Source organism: Bacillus sp. BD59S, from assembly GCF_007363175.1.
Taxonomy (GTDB): domain Bacteria; phylum Bacillota; class Bacilli; order Bacillales; family Bacillaceae_G; genus Bacillus_A; species Bacillus_A pacificus.
The window spans coordinates 958408-972938 of sequence record NZ_CP034686.1 but is presented as its reverse complement, the minus strand read 5'-3'; the positions used below and the strand labels follow the sequence as shown (position 1 = coordinate 972938).

Annotated in this window: 16 protein-coding genes and 1 pseudogene; 2 read left to right on the top strand and 15 right to left on the bottom strand. The window is 36.8% G+C overall.

The genetic code is table 11. The features are described from left to right. Positions 1–44 precede the first annotated feature (44 nt). Positions 45–608 (top strand): hypothetical protein, encoded by a 564-nt coding sequence (locus tag EKQ63_RS06905; protein WP_143880903.1) that lies wholly within the window; start codon positions 45–47, stop codon positions 606–608. A 101-nt stretch (positions 609–709) separates the two neighbouring features. On the opposite strand, the gene EKQ63_RS06900 is transcribed toward EKQ63_RS06905, so the two are convergent. The 4 genes from EKQ63_RS06900 to EKQ63_RS06885 all read right to left on the bottom strand — a co-directional run bounded on the left by EKQ63_RS06900 (position 710) and on the right by EKQ63_RS06885 (position 3627). Continuing rightward, the gene (locus EKQ63_RS06900; protein WP_143880902.1) at positions 710–1981 is read right to left on the bottom strand and encodes an FtsW/RodA/SpoVE family cell cycle protein; all 1272 of its coding nucleotides are present in this window, start codon (positions 1979–1981) and stop codon (positions 710–712) included. 7 nt (positions 1982–1988) lie between these two features. Continuing rightward, positions 1989–2396, bottom strand: coding sequence for a PadR family transcriptional regulator (locus EKQ63_RS06895; RefSeq protein WP_143880901.1), 408 nt, complete (start codon positions 2394–2396; stop codon positions 1989–1991). A gap of 4 nt (positions 2397–2400) precedes the next feature. Then, positions 2401–2934, bottom strand: coding sequence for a sigma-70 family RNA polymerase sigma factor (locus EKQ63_RS06890; RefSeq protein ID WP_143880900.1), 534 nt, complete (start codon positions 2932–2934; stop codon positions 2401–2403). Between the two features lie 282 nt (positions 2935–3216). Then, positions 3217–3627 (bottom strand): DUF2283 domain-containing protein, encoded by a 411-nt coding sequence (locus tag EKQ63_RS06885; protein ID WP_088327936.1) that lies wholly within the window; start codon positions 3625–3627, stop codon positions 3217–3219. 138 nt (positions 3628–3765) lie between these two features. On the opposite strand from EKQ63_RS06885, the gene EKQ63_RS29835 reads away from it, so the two are divergent. Further along, the gene (locus EKQ63_RS29835) at positions 3766–3930 is read left to right on the top strand and encodes a hypothetical protein (protein ID WP_000561154.1); all 165 of its coding nucleotides are present in this window, start codon (positions 3766–3768) and stop codon (positions 3928–3930) included. A gap of 196 nt (positions 3931–4126) precedes the next feature. Here EKQ63_RS29835 and glpD read toward each other — a convergent pair whose 3' ends face one another. The 11 genes and pseudogenes from glpD to EKQ63_RS06830 form a co-directional block, all read right to left on the bottom strand. After that, positions 4127–5809: an aerobic glycerol-3-phosphate dehydrogenase gene (gene glpD, locus EKQ63_RS06880; RefSeq protein ID WP_087951574.1), complete on the bottom strand. Its 1683-nt coding sequence runs from the start codon at positions 5807–5809 to the stop codon at positions 4127–4129. Positions 5810–5942: 133 nt separating this feature from the next. Beyond that, positions 5943–7433: a glycerol kinase GlpK gene (gene glpK / locus EKQ63_RS06875; protein WP_088327937.1), complete on the bottom strand. Its 1491-nt coding sequence runs from the start codon at positions 7431–7433 to the stop codon at positions 5943–5945. A 13-nt stretch (positions 7434–7446) separates the two neighbouring features. Then, positions 7447–8268: a glycerol uptake facilitator protein GlpF gene (glpF, locus tag EKQ63_RS06870; protein ID WP_087951572.1), complete on the bottom strand. Its 822-nt coding sequence runs from the start codon at positions 8266–8268 to the stop codon at positions 7447–7449. Positions 8269–8496: 228 nt separating this feature from the next. Then, positions 8497–9057, bottom strand: coding sequence for a glycerol uptake operon antiterminator GlpP (glpP, locus tag EKQ63_RS06865; RefSeq protein WP_000394283.1), 561 nt, complete (start codon positions 9055–9057; stop codon positions 8497–8499). Between the two features lie 97 nt (positions 9058–9154). Continuing rightward, positions 9155–9370: pseudogene (locus EKQ63_RS06860) on the bottom strand (transcriptional regulator); the annotation flags it as partial. A 204-nt stretch (positions 9371–9574) separates the two neighbouring features. After that, positions 9575–9775 carry a sporulation YhaL family protein gene (locus EKQ63_RS06855; protein WP_000449227.1) on the bottom strand — a complete coding sequence of 67 codons (201 nt, stop codon included), beginning with the start codon at positions 9773–9775 and terminating at the stop codon, positions 9575–9577. Positions 9776–9852: 77 nt separating this feature from the next. After that, complete coding sequence (locus EKQ63_RS06850; RefSeq protein ID WP_140168618.1) at positions 9853–10725, bottom strand: alpha/beta fold hydrolase; 873 nt, start codon at positions 10723–10725, stop codon at positions 9853–9855. A 238-nt stretch (positions 10726–10963) separates the two neighbouring features. Beyond that, positions 10964–11221, bottom strand: a complete 258-nt coding sequence (locus tag EKQ63_RS06845; RefSeq protein WP_087995537.1) for a Phr family secreted Rap phosphatase inhibitor — start codon at positions 11219–11221, stop codon at positions 10964–10966. After that, on the bottom strand, positions 11222–12319 hold the full coding sequence (locus EKQ63_RS06840) for a response regulator aspartate phosphatase (RefSeq protein ID WP_143880898.1): 1098 nt from the start codon (positions 12317–12319) through the stop codon (positions 11222–11224). It abuts the gene before it with no gap. 570 nt (positions 12320–12889) lie between these two features. Further along, positions 12890–13417: a DUF2199 domain-containing protein gene (locus EKQ63_RS06835; RefSeq protein ID WP_087951570.1), complete on the bottom strand. Its 528-nt coding sequence runs from the start codon at positions 13415–13417 to the stop codon at positions 12890–12892. Positions 13418–13537: 120 nt separating this feature from the next. Next, positions 13538–14515 carry a ring-cleaving dioxygenase gene (locus EKQ63_RS06830; RefSeq protein ID WP_001072550.1) on the bottom strand — a complete coding sequence of 326 codons (978 nt, stop codon included), beginning with the start codon at positions 14513–14515 and terminating at the stop codon, positions 13538–13540. Between the last annotated feature and the right edge of the window lie 16 nt (positions 14516–14531).

Genomic DNA, 14531 nt, shown 5'->3' with positions numbered 1-14531 from the left:
AAAGTAGAATATATCAGTTTAGAAAAAAGTTAAGGAGCGAAAAGATGAACCATTATTTTATTGCTATTTATGACGGTGAATTTCCTACCGAAAAATTACATACCATTTTACAATCTAAGCACACTTTTACTGACCTAAACGTCCGCACCATTGCAATCTCCTCACCAAGACCTTTCACATTATTAGTTGGCGAAGAACACGATGCACTTACAACTGGACTTACAGACAAATACCACTTATTAACGAAAGAGTTGCAAACACTCAAGCAGCAAGAAAAGTACTACTATGTATACGATTATAAAATTAGAAAGACCATCGGGAATCCTACCCAAAAATGCTTTCCATTCGCACAAATCCATATAAGTGTTACGAAATTCCATCAGATGATTCAAAAAGTAAAAGACTTAAAACAACCTGTATTTGCAGGTTATAATATCGTCTCTCATGATGCAGACATACTTACGATTGATATACTTCTTTCTTCACCTGTATTGGATCCTAATACTTCTGAAATAGACGCGGAAGAATACGCCTATTTACAGCAACTAGCTGAATCAATTTCTCGTTCTGAATTATGTATTTCTATTAAAGAGAGTGCACTTATTTAAACACGAAAAGAGGGTTATTTATCATACCCCTCTTCTGCTCTCTATTTATGTCTATACTTGATCATAATAATACAATCTTTTACATGCAATTTATATAAGTATCAAGGTGTTTTTCTTATTCTAAACGACATATCTTTACGTCGATATACACTCAGTACGATTCCCATTAAAAGCGCATGAAATACAGTCGGCGTTAATCCGTAGCTAATAAAAGGTAAGGATATAGCAGCATGCGGCAATAATCCTAGTATCATTCCAACATTATAAATGAACTGGAATACAAAAAGAGTCACTCCACCAACGAGCAGCAATTTACCGTACCGATCATTTATTTTATAAGAGATGACTATTAATCTTGCTGTAAAAAGAGAAAGAACTAAGACAAGAATGAGCGCAAGCCAATATCCATAATAGTAAGTCAAACTAGCAAATACAAAATCAGTATCTCCAGCAGGGATGAACCTTGTATCTCCAGCTGTACCAAACCAACCTGCTGACGACATCGCCTCTTTTAAACGTATATACATAAACCCTGCGCCACGCGCATCACGCTCTGGATTTATATATGCTAAAAAGGTAGGCCAGTAGTAATTTTTCACTGAATGCAGAGAAAAGGACATCCTAATAATAAATAAGCAAATGGGTACAGCTGTAATAATCACTGCCGTTTTCTTTCCTAATTTACTCCACCAAAGCATAACGAAGACCATTGCGATATAAATAAACATTGTTGAAAAAGCGGATCCAATTAAGAATAAATATAGCGAAAATAAATATAAAGCGACGAGATACCTAACTTTCAACCTACTATTATTGAAAAAAGAAGCCCAGGCTAGAAAAAAGAACGGCACTGCCATTAAACGACTAATTGCAACGGGCCCAATTTTTATTAACGGTTCTCCAGCCACCGAAACGCTCGGAAAACAATATAATATTAACAAAATAAGTACCCCAATTGTGTAAAACAGCCACCCTAATCTCTCTAATTTCCGGTAATCAGTCAGCATCATCACTACAACTGTTGCAATGCCGAGAATAACAGATATCACCTTATTCATTAGTAAGTCATCCATATATCCAAAAGCTAGAACTGGCAAAAAACCTAATCCCATAGCAGCCACTAATAAAATAAGTAACAACCAATCCACCTTTGGCTTATGAAGTTTATTAAGTTCTTGCCCTAGTTTAATCGGACTTCCCATTTGTTCCACCGCTTTATTTTCAGCGACTTCCTCACTCAAACCTTTTTCTATCCATGTGTTCTTCGCCTGTTTTAGGTGAAAATCTAGTTCCGTTGCTACAAAGCTCTTTGCTTCTTTTGATCTAATATGATTCGTAACTTCGCTTACAAAACGATCCCCTTTTTTATTCAATTCCGCCTCACTCCTGTACTAAGCCTTTTAGTATAAATTGTACCTTCGTAGCATTTTTTTCTGCCTTTCGCAGCATCTTTCTTCCTTGATCATTTAATTGATAATATTTCGCTCCTTCATGATCCCAACTTGATTGAATAAAACGATTCTGCTCTAGACGATGTAATACGGTATATAAAAACCCTTCATTTCCTTCGAATTTTCGAATCCCTCTTCCTCGTAGCAGCTGTGACAATTCGTATCCTGTTTTTTCATTACTGAGGAGTTGTAAAATCGCTAACGAGATGTCCTCTTCCTTCTCGTTCGAAGCATTGATTTTTTCGCGCACCTGCTTCCGGTGCTGATCAGAAAAACTCAAATGTTTAAACGTTGTATTCTCCATTGATTTTCGCAGGCCTTTTAATCGATCTTCCATTTGATTATTCCTCCAATCCTTCCTTCAAAAGTTCCTTCGCTTTTTTTAGTCTTGTCTTTATCGTGTTTTCCTTCACATCTATTACTGTAGCAATCTCTTTAATTGATAACTCTTCATAATAAAATAGATAAATCACTTCTCGATATTTGATCGGTAAATTCATTACTGCAGAAGTCAGTTCACAATCCTCCGCATTTTGAATGACAGTTTGTTCTACACTTTCCTTTTGACTCCCCATATACGTAAAGTCATCCTCTGTCACGATAACTTTTTTGTTATACCAACTTTTTATATAATCCTTACATTGATTAATCGCAATTCTCCATAACCATGTTTTTAAGTTCGAATTCCCTTTATATGTATGAAGAGCTTTATAGCATTTCACAAATATATCTTGCGTTACATCCTCCGCAACCTCTTTATTATTCACATATGAATACACAAGCTGTAAGACCTCTTGTCCATACTTGCTCATGATTTCATCGATAAGGAGTTCCTTATCTTCTATTTCAAACGCTTCTACCGTTAATTCATCCACATCATTTCCTCCTTCCCATATATTAGACGACGCACTGTATGGAAAAGTTTTATAAATTTATAAAAAATAAGGACGGCAATAACGTTTTTTTATAAAACACTTCCTCAGCAACTTACATATAATAAACCGAATATTCGTTACAATACATTCACCTAAAGAGCGCCTCTCTCCCAAGGCGCTCTTTAAGTTTGCAATAAGAGTTTTGTGTTAGTTTTCTATCGTCAAGATTCCCCTCATCGCTAAATGAAAAAGAGAACCCATTTCATTGAGTCCTCCTTCTTTCTAACACTCACTTAAAGAATCTAATATTCCATGGCCATACAAAGATGGCTTGATAATATCAAAACCAATAAATTCTTCATACTTCTTATCTGCAAAATAAAATACAAAATTTTGAAATAACACTTTTTGCAAATAATTATCCTGAGAAACTCTAAATGAGTATATGTATGCATTATCGTTTGAAGCTTTCTTTTTATATATTTTACTCATATGTGTTAATTCTTTTAATTTATGAGCATTTTCTCCAAAAAACTCAATCCCCACTATACACTCAAATTGATCTATATCTAAATTTAGTTTTGGATTTTCTTCCAATTCTTCAGTCGATTCAATCTTAATTTCTGAAGTGAATGGAATTACATACAGATATGCCATCTGGATTTCAGGGTCGTAAGTAATTAATTTTTTCATGATACACCTCATATACGTATTCATATGTCTTGTTCCCTATTTTAAAACATAATACAATTAATACGTGACTTAATAAGCTATCACTAGTAGGTGTGGCAATCATCTCTTCCATTTTGAAAAAAGGGGGGAGGTGATAATATGATCGCAATGTTTGTAATTAAATTAGTGTACGGTATCCTAACCGGAGCTGGCGTTGTCATCGGTAGAAGATACGTCGGTCCGTGGCTAATTTCTGTATACAAAAAAGCGAGAACCACCCTGCTTCGTGGAAAAGGTAAGGGCGGTTCTCGGCTAAAACGTTAATGTAATTGTCTTATAACCGCACCTACTACCACCACAATAGCAAGTTAGGTTACAAAGGCAGAAGTTTCTCAGGCTTCTGTCTTCTTTATTTTATGCAACATTCATACTACATACTCTATCATTATTGTAACACATTCTAATTATTTTTAGTCAAGAGAAAAAACACCTAAAGGGCTCCCTTCAGGTGTTTCTCTTTTTACGCTAACGCAGCTGCCTGTTCTTGTTGATCTACAGGAATTACAGCATCTGTTAATGCTTTTTCTAGTTCTGCTGTGTATTTCATTTGCTCTTCTTTGCTCCAACCAAGTTTTGCAGCCATGTAGTTGATTACTGCTTCTTTCCACTCATATACCCAGTGGATGTTGAAGAATACAGCGCCTCTGCGGCGTACGAAGAAGTCGACTGGTTTTGCTGTCATTTCGTAATCCATTGCGTATACAAGTGGGATTAGAACGTCTAGCGGCATGTTGTATTCTTTCGCTTCGTCTTTATGTTTTTTCGCTAGATCAAATAGTACGTCAACGTTAGAGCCGTAGAATTTTGCGAATTCTTCTGCTTGTGCTGTCGTTAAACCATATTTCGTACCTTCGCCTGCTTTTTTCGCGATAAATGCTGGTAATCCTTTAGAGCCATCTACATGTCCACCAGAGATTGGCATATGTTTCGTTGTGCTCTTCGGATATGCACTATGACCTTCTTTTTGTAGTAAGTTCGTTACGTAGTCTACTACCATTTCAGCCATTTTGCGGTATCCTGTTAATTTACCACCTGCGATTGTAATTAAACCAGATTCAGAAGTCCAAATTTCGTCTTTACGAGAAATTTCAGATGCACTCTTACCTTCTTCGTAAATTAACGGACGAACACCAGCCCAGCTTGACTCGATGTCTTTTTCCGTAATTTTTACGCTTGGGAACATGTAGTTAATCGCATTAATGATGTATGTGCGATCTTCTGTTGTCATTTGTGGTACAGCTGCGTCTTTATCATAGAACGTATCTGTTGTACCTACGTATGTTTTTCCTCCGCGAGGAATCGCGAATACCATACGTTTATCTGGTGTATCGAAGTAAATCGCTTGACCTAATGGGAAACGTTTTTGATCAATTACTAAGTGAACACCTTTTGATAACTGAAGTACTTTCCCTTTTTTCGAGTTATCTTTTTCACGAAGTGTATCTACCCAAGGACCCGCTGCGTTTACAATTTTCTTACCGTAAACTTCATATACTTCTCCGTCTAGTAAATCGATTACACGTACACCACATACTTTTCCATCTTTATATAAGAAACCGTCTACTTTTGCGTAGTTAACAGCTTTTGCGCCGTGCTCAATTGCTTCTTTCATTACTTCGATTGTAAGACGCGCATCATCAGTGCGATATTCAACGTAGTAACCGCCGCCTTTTAATCCTTCTTGTTTTACAAGAGGCTCTTTCTTCAGCGTTTCTTCACGGCTAAACATTTTTCTGCGCTCGCTTCGTTTTACACCTGCTAAGAAGTCGTATACACGAAGACCAATTGATGTACTGAATGATCCGAACGTACCACCTGTATGGAACGGAAGTAACATCCACTCTGGTGTTGTTACATGGGGACCGTTCTCATATACGATCGCACGCTCTTTCCCCACCTCTGCTACCATTTTCACTTCAAGTTGTTTTAAATAACGTAGACCACCGTGTACAAGCTTCGTTGAACGACTTGATGTACCTGCTGCAAAGTCCTGCATTTCAAACACAATTGTTGATAACCCGCGTGTTGCTCCATCTAATGCAATACCAGAACCAGTAATACCTCCACCAATTACGATCACATCTAATTCTTGTTTATTTACTCCGTTTAATACGTCTTTACGTTGTTTACTTGAAAATTTCATGGTAATTCCTCCCTTTGATAACGAAAAAAGAGACCACAAACTCCGCTATAGATTTCGCCTCTATAGCGTGTTGTGGTCTCTCCAAATCTCCTACCGAATTATTAACTTATCACCATTATAACACTGTTTATGATTATTTGAAAGCTTTTGTTGCTTCAATTGCTTTTTTCCATCCAGCATATAGCTCTTCGCTTGTTTTCGCTTCCATCGTTGGTTCAAAGCGTTTGTCCATATGCCACTGTTCTTTAATTTCATCTTGGTTTTTCCAATATCCAACCGCAAGACCAGCTAAGTACGCTGCACCTAAAGCTGTTGTTTCATTGATTACCGGACGCTCTACAGGAACGTCTAAAATATCACTTTGGAACTTCATTAAGAAGTTATTTTTAACTGCCCCGCCATCAACGCGTAATGTTTTTAGTTCAATACCTGAATCTGCTTCCATTGCGCATAATACGTCTTTTGTTTGGTAAGCTAAAGATTCTAGTGTTGCACGAATGAAGTGCTCTTTCGTCGTACCGCGCGTTACACCAAACATAGCGCCGCGTACTTCACTATCCCAGTAAGGTGTACCTAAACCTACGAATGCTGGTACAACGTATACACCGTCAGTTGATTCAACGCGAGAAGCGTACACTTCACTCTCACTTGCATCTTTAAACATGCGCATTCCGTCACGTAACCACTGAATTGCAGAACCTGCTACGAAAATACTTCCTTCTAATGCATAGTTTACTTTACCATCTATTCCCCATGCAATTGTTGTTAATAGACCATGCTCAGAAGCTACTGCTTTTTCACCAGTGTTCATTAACATGAAGCAACCAGTTCCGTAAGTATTTTTCGCCATACCTTCACCGAAGCAAGCTTGTCCAAATAATGCTGCTTGTTGGTCACCAGCTACACCTGCAATCGGTACATTTTGACCGAAGAAGTGATAGTCAATTGTTTCTCCATACACTTCAGATGATGGACGTACTTCTGGAAGCATGCTCTTTGGTACTGTTAACATGTCTAGAAGTTCATCATCCCACTGTAAGTCGTGAATGTTAAACATTAACGTACGTGATGCATTTGAGTAATCCGTTACGTGCGCTTTACCACCAGATAGTTTCCATACAAGCCACGTATCAATTGTTCCAAATAATAAATCGCCGTTTTCTGCTTTTTCTCTTGCACCTTCAACGTTATCTAAAATCCATTTCACTTTCGTACCAGAGAAGTATGCGTCAATTAAAAGACCTGTTTTTTCGCGAACCATTTCGCTATAACCTTTTTCTTTTAACTCATCACAAATTTCAGCTGTTTGGCGAGATTGCCATACGATTGCGTTGTAAATTGGTTTACCTGTTGATTTATCCCATACAACCGCTGTTTCACGTTGGTTCGTAATACCGATACCAGCGATTTGTTCTGGTTTTACATCTGCTTCGCTTAGGCAAGTTGCGATAACTGCTAAAATAGATCCCCAAATTTCTTGCGCGTTATGCTCTACCCAGCCTGGCTTTGGAAAATGTTGTGTAAACTCTTTTTGAGCTGAATGAACAATTTCACCTTTTTTATTGAACAGAATTGCGCGTGAGCTAGTTGTTCCTTGGTCTAATGAAAGAATATATTTTTTCATAATGGTTTCCCCCTTATGCTACTTTTCTACTATTTGTATTGCTTCCACTTTTTTTGCTTGTCATATAAGAGATTGCTAGTATAATCACTGTTGCAATAATCACATAAATAAGTGCTGCATTTTGTTTTCCTTCAAATACAACTTGATGGAATAATCCTGCAAGTGATCCACCTAAAATCGGACCTACTACTGGAATCCATGCATACTTCCAGTTTGAACCGCCTTTTCCTGCAATCGGAAGGAAGAAGTGTGCGATACGCGGGCCTAAATCACGTGCTGGGTTGATTGCGTATCCTGTCGTTCCACCTAATGATAAACCAATACTTACAATTAAGAAACCTACGATGAATGGATTTAATCCATCTGCAAATTTATTTGCACCAATTGCTAATATACCAAATACTAAAACGAATGTTCCAATCATTTCACTTAAAAGGTTTGCAAATGTGTTCGGAATTGCTGGACCTGTTGCAAATACGCCTAACTTTGTTCCTGGATCTTCTGTTTCTTTCCAGTGTGGTAAGTAATGTAAATATACGATAACTGCCCCGATAATTGCCCCAATCATTTGTGCTGCGATATAACCAGGTACGTCACTCCATGGGAACGCTCCCTTAAATGCTAATCCTATCGTTAAAGCTGGATTCAAATGTGCCCCACTAATTGATCCAACCGCATACGCTGCAACCGCTACCGCTAAGCCCCAGCCCATTGTAATTACAATCCAACCAGAATCTTTCGCAAACGACTTCTTTAAACTTACACCAGCACAAACGCCGCCACCAAGTATGATTAACAACGCAGTCCCTATTAACTCTCCTAAAAATGCTGACATAGTATCCCTCCACAATCAATTTAAACGCTTCCAAATGTGATAGAGGTAAAATGAATGGCCATTCGTTTTTATCAAAAGAAAAAGACCCACAGCTTTGCACGCTTCTATATAAATTTATATAGAAACAATGAAATGTGGATCTCTTCTTTTCTCCGTCACGTTTATTAACTTGTCTATAATGTTAACCGTTAATGAAAGCGGTGTCAACAGAATTATTTCACATTTTCGTCACTTTTTTTGGTAATGTTTCCATAGTTCGCGTTTTGATGTCGTAATTGCTGTCGCACCAGCATTTAACGCTTTCTCCACATCATCCACTGTACGAATAAAACCACCCGCTAAAATCGGTACACCAGTACGCTCTTTCACTTCAGCGATAACGTCCGTTAATGCTCCAGGAAGTACCTCTATATAATCCGGTTTCGTCTTATCTAAAAGATTGCAGCTCTTCTCCATCGCACTCGAATCGATTAAAAAGATGCGTTGTATTGCCACAACACCTTTTTGCTTCGCCTTCATAATCACGCTCGCCTTTGTTGAAAGTAACCCGTACGGTCTAAACTCCTGACATAAATATTCCGTCGCATGCCCATCACTCTGCAAGCCATGAATTAAATCCACATGTAAAAATACCTTTTTACAATATTGCTTCGCAAGCGATATAACACTCTTCAATTGACCGACATGAATATCTAAAATAACGATATACTCATACGAACTATGTAATAGCTTTTCCAAATCTTTAATTTGCCTCACTGCCGGCAAAATCTTTTGTTCATGAAATTCCATTCTATATGTCCCCTTCTTTATGTCGTCCTATCCTTTATAGTACACAATTTAAGTGAAAAGAACAGCTAGTGTAGGGGATTTCTTTCAAATCTTTCCTCTATTTATATATTTTCTTCAACTTCTCAGATCCCATACCACCTACAATCATGAATGCAAGGGGCAAAAGATTCATTACATATGGAGTATCTGCTACAATTGTAATACTTGCTCCTGCAAACTTATTTAGCATCCATACAACGATTTTTGCAATAGACAAAAATACTCCTATCATAAATAGACTATCAAAAAACACCTTCCATTTTGGACGTATTAATCACTTACATATTTTCCCTGGTAAATAATCGTACCCTTTAACATTGTCGCTTCGTATCGGTAAGTCGATACCTTTTGTCGAAACGTCGATATATTAAAAAAATCATTGATATATTCCAAGTTGTGTTTGATATATTCGAAAAATCGTTGATATATTTCAATAAAGAAAAAAGTGGATAACACCATGTTATCCACTCTCCCATAATTATAATAAAACCGAATCCTTATCACTATCCTGATTACGTTTCTCTCGCTCTTCTGCTAAACGCTTCATATATACTTCGCCTTCTTTTTCAATAAACTCATTATCCATCTCTTGCTCTTTTTTTGAAGTATATAAAACCATGTAGCCACTTAATACGATCCCAACGATTACAAGATACACCCACCATGGTAAAGTTTCCACTCAACTTCATTCCTTTCCTTAGACAAGCCTTATTAGTTTCACTGTATGAGGAAAGAAGTGGATTTATGCTTAAAATTTTATTGCGGATTCTTCGCGAAGAACGCTTGTACATATTCCATAAACTCGATTGGTTCCTGACGAAACGGTGCGTGGTATCCTTTTTCAATGATATGGAACGTACTATTGGCAAATAGATGATTATACAGTTCACCATTTTTCCAAGAAACGCTCTTATCGTGTCGTCCCCATATAATTAAAGTCGGCACCTTAATTTTATCGGCTTCCATCGCAATGCGGCGCTCTCTCATTTTCGTCAGCTGATCATAGTGCTCTTTATCGTCACGACTATTTTTCACTTCATTTTTATTGTAATCCGTAATCTCAGTTACAGTTTGTAAGTCTGTCGATAGTGGCGGCACTTCATAACTTTCTTTTTGCTGAAAAGACTCTATTCCTGTAGAATCCGCCAAAATGAGATGCGTCACTGCATCCGGATATAAATACGCTAAATTCAGTGACATCTCTCCGCCCATCGAATGACCGAGTACTGCGAATTGATCATATCCAAGCTTCTTCATTAACTTATAATATAAATTCACTTGCGCAGGAAACGAATACTCGAAATCAATTGGCTTAGAAGAACGCCCAAACCCTAAAATATCAACTGCAATAATTGTATGGTCTCTCGCAAGTTCCGGATAAATATCACTAAATCCATCTGAAGAACCCCCAAACCCATGCAGCATAAGTAAAGGTGGTTTCCCCTCACCAATTTTCTTAAAATAAATCGTCTGCCCGTCAATCTGTGCCATACTCTCTTTCGTATTCAGCTTCATCATAACAGTATCTTTCACTTCTTCGACCTTCGCAATCGGCTTATCAACAAAGTTACATACGATAAGTAAAACGAGCACAATACCGCTAATCATATAAAACTTAAACCGTTTCAACATTCCCGTCTCCTTTCTCTTGTTGCTATTTAAAGTTTTTACATTATTTGGTTGTTTTATAATTAATTTTAAATGTAACTAATTTAGTTACATTTATACTAAAAAAAATATTACTCACTTCTATTAGTGATGGTTATTTTGTAACTATTATAGTTACATATTTAAAGTAAGTCAATTCTTTTTGGTCGTAAAAAGAAAAGGGACCTCGTTGTGAGGTCCCTTCACTTTATTATTTAATTTAAAAATGGTCAGCATGTGAGTCTTGTTTGCTAATACCGCCACCGTCACCTTTATTGAAGTTGGCTGGTGCTCCTCCATCGCCTCTATTATCTGCTGGTGCTCCGCCTGTGTCACCAATGTTAACGTAGTCTGGTCTTGCTGGCGCTCCTCCACCATCTCCTCTATTTAAAGCATGTTGTTCAGACTCTGTAAAAGCATTCAGCCCTAACGAAAGCAGTATTACTAAACCCGCTATCAATGTATTAATTTTTTTCATTTATTTTAACGCTCCTTCTTTTAAAAGTTTTTTTCGAGCTTGACTACTAATATAAAAGTACTTACTAGCCTTTTCATGTTTTTCTTCTTGATAAAATTTATAAGCTAATATTTCTGCGTATTCCTTAACACAATCTAAAAGGGAGTGTTCTTCAAAATACGAAATACTTTCCACAGTTACTTTCTCTAACTCATTAGCACTCGAATTAATATTTAATTCCTTCAATATCATAAAGCGATATTGAAATTCTTTATTTTGCAACTCATTACAAATTTTCAGCCCTAGTTCTATTAAGTTATTAGCAATTTCTATTTTACCCAGTTTATAATTTTCCTCTGCTTCAGTAAAAATCGCTTTAAAATGCTTAGGCATTTTCTTAGTCACTTCACTTAAATGTCTAATTGCCAAATCTGATAAATTCTGACTACTATATAACCACCCTAAGTTACTTCTAACCATTAAAATATGTTTTTCTTCTTTATCATGTTGTTGAAGTAAATGGATTGCGGTATTAAAACTTTCCTCCGCTAACTCAAACTGTTTAAAATCAATACAACATAATCCTATGAAGTTATGACACAACGCCACGTTTCCTTCGTAACCTTTATGTTCACAAAATATTTCTTTCGCCTTTTTGATATAATCTAAAGCTAACATTTGCTGATATACTTGATAGTAAAAATATCCCATCCGATAATTAAACTCCGCATGCTCTATCGGATCTGCAATATATTTTAATAACTTCTCAGCTTGCTCATACTGTTCTTTCGCTTCGTTATAATTTGAAATTAATGTACAATGAAACCCTTTAAAAAAGTGATAATAATAAGCTAAAAAGCCCTCTGTTGGAATTTCGAAAGCTTCCACTTTATCAAAACTATCTTCTCTAACCCCAATCCAATCAACTAATGCATCATATCTAAAGTTCAACAACGCATGATAAAGCAATACATCTTGATCCACGTCCAAACCACTAATCTTACTATCAATCTCTTCCTTCATCTCCGTTGCTTTCTCTATATTTTGCTGCAACATTACACGATACCAATCATCTAAAGAATGTTTCATTTGCTCCCTTGTTACTACATCTGCTCCCATACACTCGCATCTCCTTTTCTCAAACTTACAAAATTAGGATATTCATACAATTATCCAAATTGTATATTACCACCTCTTTTCTATGTATTGAAAAATAATTGTCAGAAAATTTATAATTTAAATGAATTATACCAAATATTTCTATTTTAAAAACTTGAGAAACATTTTTCAGAAAATTTTGTAGAACAAATAAAGTGAAACTTTAATCAGTGGGGGGTTTATCCGTCCCCCACTGATTATTAGTTAAACCAATCGGGCATTAACGGGCAGCCCGACCCCCACCTAACTTATTTGCTTTCCCTGAATTTTGAGATGGGGTTCTTACTGCCCTGCCCATTAAAGCGGGATAAAAATAACCTTAGCTCAGCAAATTTCCGAACTAAGATTACTTTAAGTACAATGCTTCATGATTCTTATTCTATCTTGGCACAAGTTAAACAATAGAGTGTATATCAAAAATGCATTTCCTGAATACTGCCGAATTAGAACCGTAAAAACGAGTTTATGAAATCGTACACTTTGTTTCCACTCTTGATTTTCACATAATGAAAAAAGAGCACTGTACAAATATCAGCACTCTCCCTCATCATCCTCGTTATTTAAACAAAGTTGTTCTGCTATTTCCTGTACCCGTTCCATTGTTATTCCTTCTCTAAACTCCACAGCTAGAGGATGATCAGTCGGTTCCAGTTCAATATAAGGACGAATACCATTCGGTCTCGGATGAACCATTGTTTTTAAACTTACTGTTTCCAACTCATATGGTAGATCAGTCGAAAGCCAACCAAACATCGGCTCTAATAATTGTTGTTTGTCCCAGAATTCATTCACCTTATCAAAATTCGCTTCACTTAATGAAACCCATACACCCCATATGAAATGTTCATCTGTACCAATGATAGGAATTTCAATACTCCCTCGCATGAAGAAATGTTCTCCATCCATCACGCATAAGTCATCGTTCATTTCAAATCTATCTTCTCGCTCTTCAGGTTCAGCATCATAATAATAAACAGGAGCTGATGATCCATAGCTCGTTGGAATTTCTTCATGATATGTACCGCAGCATCTACAAGTATACCCACTCATTTTCGTCATTTTATTCCTCCATCAGTTTTACATACATTTTAGCAAAATACTCATAAAGCGAAAATAAAAAAGCAAGCAGTTCCAGCTATCAGCTAAAACTACTTGCTCTCCTACTTATTACCTCTACTTTTACTCTTTAATAAATTCCTTCGTACTTCTCACTGTATCAATTGGACGAACTAATTTTTCGATTTCTTCACGTTTTGGCTCTAGGAATGGAGGTAAAGATAATTTTTCGCCAAGTGTTTCGTATGGCTCATCTCCCATAAACCCTGGGCCATCTGTTGCAAATTCAAATAAGATTTGTGGTGCAACTCTTGCGTATAATGACTCGAAGAAGTGACGATCTACATAACCAGATGAAGGAAGCCCTACACTGCTGATTCTCTCGATCCATTCTTCTAATACAGCGCGATCTTCTACGCGGAATGCAGCATGGTGAACCGTACCAAAACCTTGTCGTGCTTCTGGAAGAACCGTATTATGTTCTACAATGACAGATGCACCGTTTCCGCCTTCGTTTACTTCAAATAAATAGAATTCTCCTTCTTGCGCAACCTCTTTAAATAATAGAACCTTTTCTAACACTTCTTTGAAGAAACTAAAGTTTGCAATGCGGATAAATACAGGTCCTAAGCCAGTGATTGCATATTCTAATGGAACTGGTCCGTTTTGCCAAGGTGTACCTGATTCGATCCCTTTATCAAGTTCATCCGAGATTAATTGATAGTGTTGGTCATCAAAGTCAACGAAAGATAGAGTTTTCTTACCGAATTGTTCTTTAATGCCTGTATGTTCCACTTCCAGACGGTCAAAACGTTTTACCCAATATTCTAATGCTGCATCAGTTGGCACGCGGAATGAAGTTTTTGAAATTTCATTCGTACCATGTACTCCTTTTGGAATACCTGGGAAGTCAAAGAATGTCATATCTGTTCCTGCACTACCTTTATCATCTGCAAAGAATAAATGATATGTTTGAATGTCATCTTGGTTTACTGTTTTTTTAACTAAACGCATTCCTAAAACGTGAGTGAAAAACTCATAGTTTTTTTCTGCACTACTTGTAATCGCTGTAACGTGGTGAATTCCTTTTAATTGGTTCATTTTATATTCCTCCAAT

Excerpts from the sequence above, each read along its gene's own strand:
- glpD (WP_087951574.1), bottom strand. The coding sequence starts at position 5,809 with ATGAAATTTTCAAGTAAACAACGTAAAGACGTATTAAACGGAGTAAAT.
- EKQ63_RS06840 (WP_143880898.1), bottom strand. The coding sequence starts at position 12,319 with ATGGGAGCAGATGTAGTAACAAGGGAGCAAATGAAACATTCTTTAGAT.
- EKQ63_RS06830 (WP_001072550.1), bottom strand. The coding sequence starts at position 14,515 with ATGAACCAATTAAAAGGAATTCACCACGTTACAGCGATTACAAGTAGT.
- EKQ63_RS06895 (WP_143880901.1), bottom strand. The coding sequence starts at position 2,396 with ATGGAAGATCGATTAAAAGGCCTGCGAAAATCAATGGAGAATACAACG.
- EKQ63_RS06885 (WP_088327936.1), bottom strand. The coding sequence starts at position 3,627 with ATGAAAAAATTAATTACTTACGACCCTGAAATCCAGATGGCATATCTG.
- glpF (WP_087951572.1), bottom strand. The coding sequence starts at position 8,268 with ATGTCAGCATTTTTAGGAGAGTTAATAGGGACTGCGTTGTTAATCATA.
- glpK (WP_088327937.1), bottom strand. The coding sequence starts at position 7,433 with ATGAAAAAATATATTCTTTCATTAGACCAAGGAACAACTAGCTCACGC.
- EKQ63_RS06905 (WP_143880903.1), top strand. The coding sequence starts at position 45 with ATGAACCATTATTTTATTGCTATTTATGACGGTGAATTTCCTACCGAA.
- EKQ63_RS06845 (WP_087995537.1), bottom strand. The coding sequence starts at position 11,221 with ATGAAAAAAATTAATACATTGATAGCGGGTTTAGTAATACTGCTTTCG.
- glpP (WP_000394283.1), bottom strand. The coding sequence starts at position 9,057 with ATGGAATTTCATGAACAAAAGATTTTGCCGGCAGTGAGGCAAATTAAA.
- EKQ63_RS06835 (WP_087951570.1), bottom strand. The coding sequence starts at position 13,417 with ATGACGAAAATGAGTGGGTATACTTGTAGATGCTGCGGTACATATCAT.
- EKQ63_RS29835 (WP_000561154.1), top strand. The coding sequence starts at position 3,766 with ATGATCGCAATGTTTGTAATTAAATTAGTGTACGGTATCCTAACCGGA.